This window comes from Polaromonas sp. (assembly GCF_041689105.1).
Taxonomy (GTDB): Bacteria; Pseudomonadota; Gammaproteobacteria; order Burkholderiales; family Burkholderiaceae_C; genus Polaromonas.
The window spans coordinates 1-2,055 of the sequence record NZ_JBDNGU010000161.1; the positions used below are offsets into that span (position 1 = coordinate 1).

Sequence of the window (2,055 nt, forward strand, 5' to 3'; positions counted from 1 at the left end):
CACGTTCGGATAGGCCGGGAAGCTGTAGCTCACCCGGCGCATGTCGAGAAAGGGCGGCGGCTTAATCGACATAGGGCGCAAGGGTTTCGGCGGCGGCTTCGGCCGAGCTTTCGATGTCCGTCATCTGCACCAGGTCGAGCAGGCTGAAACGCCCGTCGTGGTGCCAGCCGGCCTCGGGCGAGGTCATCTGGCCCAGCGCGCAGATACGCGTCACGCCGGCGCGGCCCAGTTGCTCGGCAAGCTCGAACAGCTCGCGCGGCGCGGCGGCCACGCCCACCGTCTGCAAAAAGGCGCGGTGCGGCGCAAGCAGCGGGATCACGTCGGCGAGCTGATCGACCGCCACCACACGCACGGTGCGGTTCAGCGCGCCGGGCGTCAGCGGCGGCAGGCTGGTGTTGTAGACCACGGTCCAGGCGCCGTCGCCAGCGATATCCGCCGCGTCGGAGCCAGCGCCTGACAGGCTTTGCAGTTCCTGCGCCTGGCGCCAGCCGGCCAGGTCGGCGGCTTCGGGCAGGCTCAGCGTGCGCCTTGGGTATTTTTTTTCAAACACCGACAGCTCATGCGCGAGGTAGCGCGCAAATTCGTCCGGACTGATTTTTCCGCCGCGTGCCACGTAAAAAACATGCGGTGAATAACAACCCTGCTGGTCGTAACGCACCACGTCGTAAGCCGCCTGCTGCGCGGTTTTCAGCGCCTTGCGCGCATCAAGCGCGGACGCGGCCACCATGCCAAAACTGAGCTTGTGGCCAAAGGGAAGAAAGCGCGTGGCGACGGGCACCTGCTGGCGCACATCGGCCAGCGCTGCGTTGCCGCCATAGGCCAGCACCAGGTCGGCGTGGCTGAAAAAAGCTTTCTCCTGGACCGTATCGCCGCCTCGCCACCAGACCACGGCCAGGCAGTCGGCCAGTTTCGGATCGATCTCGACCAGCAGTTGCGCGAACCAGCCGGCCAGCAGCGGCTCGGCGCTGGCCACCTTGCCGACCGTGCCGGACTTGACCAGCAGGCCGGAGATCAAGCTCCACAAACACAGGCCGGGCACGTTGCCGGCCCAGACATGCACCGCCACATCGGCGCCGAAGGCTTTGGAAAAACCGCCCTTGGCACGCGGCACGAAATCGTCGAGCAATTGCGGATTGCCAAAGTCTTCCACCAGAAAACGCAGGAGCTGCGGCTTGCGAAAGGTCTTGAGATAACCGGTCAGGCCCAGACGCACCATCTCTGCGTCGTAACCCGTGACCAGCGGCAGCAGCGTGTCGGCCTTTTGCCGCCAGGGGTCGGCCGGGTCCAGCAGGCGGGCGATGGCCTTGTCGATGGTGGCGACGATCTGCGCGACCGTGAGCGATTTCAAGTAGCTACCGCTGGCGCTGCGCACACGCTGCGTGAGCGCCACAATCTGCGCCTCAGTCAACACGGGCACGGCCACCTCCACACTACCGCCTTTGCTGTCAAAGATCAGCGTCTGCCACGCGACATCCTCGGCTCGCAGGCCTGGCAGGTAACCGGCGGTTTCGCGCAGGATCGTCATGCAGCAGCGGCCAGCAAAAATTCTTCGACCGCCAGCGAGCAGCCCTTGGCTGCGCTGCCCTGGGCGCGGCCCAGCAACAAAAAGCCGCCGTCCACCGCCACACCCACGTCTTCGGTCAGGATGGTGGTGACCGAATTGAAATTGGCCAGGTCGCAGTGCGCAAGAATGCCCTGCTCGCCACGCGGCAGCTCCTCGCCGCTCAGGGGCTCAACAACACGCGTGCGTATCCAGTGCGGGCCGGACTTGACAGAAGGCAGGATCGCGTTGCCCGCGTCATAGAACTGCGTGCTCAGCTCGGTCATGCCGTACATGTTGATGCACTGGCTGGGGCTGATGCCCAGCGCGGCGGAAAGCTGTGCGTAAAAATCCGCCATGGACAACTCGCGCGACTGCCCCTTGAAGCCGCCGGTGTCCAAGACACGGCTGCCCGGCGGCAGGGTAAAACTTTTGCCCAGCCGCTGCAGCGCGTCGAGCAGGTGCACAAAGCTGTAACTCGCGCCCAGCATCGCGTAAGGCTCGCCGGTCTGCTG

The 2,055-nt window shown here is 65.2% G+C and carries 1 protein-coding gene and 1 pseudogene; both read right to left on the reverse strand.

The annotated features are described in order from the left end of the window. Positions 1–61: 61 nt before the first annotated feature. Positions 62–1,525 (reverse strand): acyl-CoA reductase, encoded by a 1,464-nt coding sequence (locus tag ACESMT_RS16810; RefSeq protein ID WP_372827750.1) that lies wholly within the window; start codon positions 1,523–1,525, stop codon positions 62–64. Then, positions 1,522–2,055, reverse strand: a pseudogene (locus tag ACESMT_RS16815) (long-chain fatty acid--CoA ligase); the annotation flags it as partial. The gene ACESMT_RS16810 and the pseudogene ACESMT_RS16815, both read right to left, overlap by 4 nt.

Bases quoted from the DNA above. Each gene is read 5' to 3' on its own strand.
- ACESMT_RS16810 (WP_372827750.1), bottom strand. From the start codon at position 1,525: ATGACGATCCTGCGCGAAACCGCCGGTTACCTGCCAGGCCTGCGAGCC.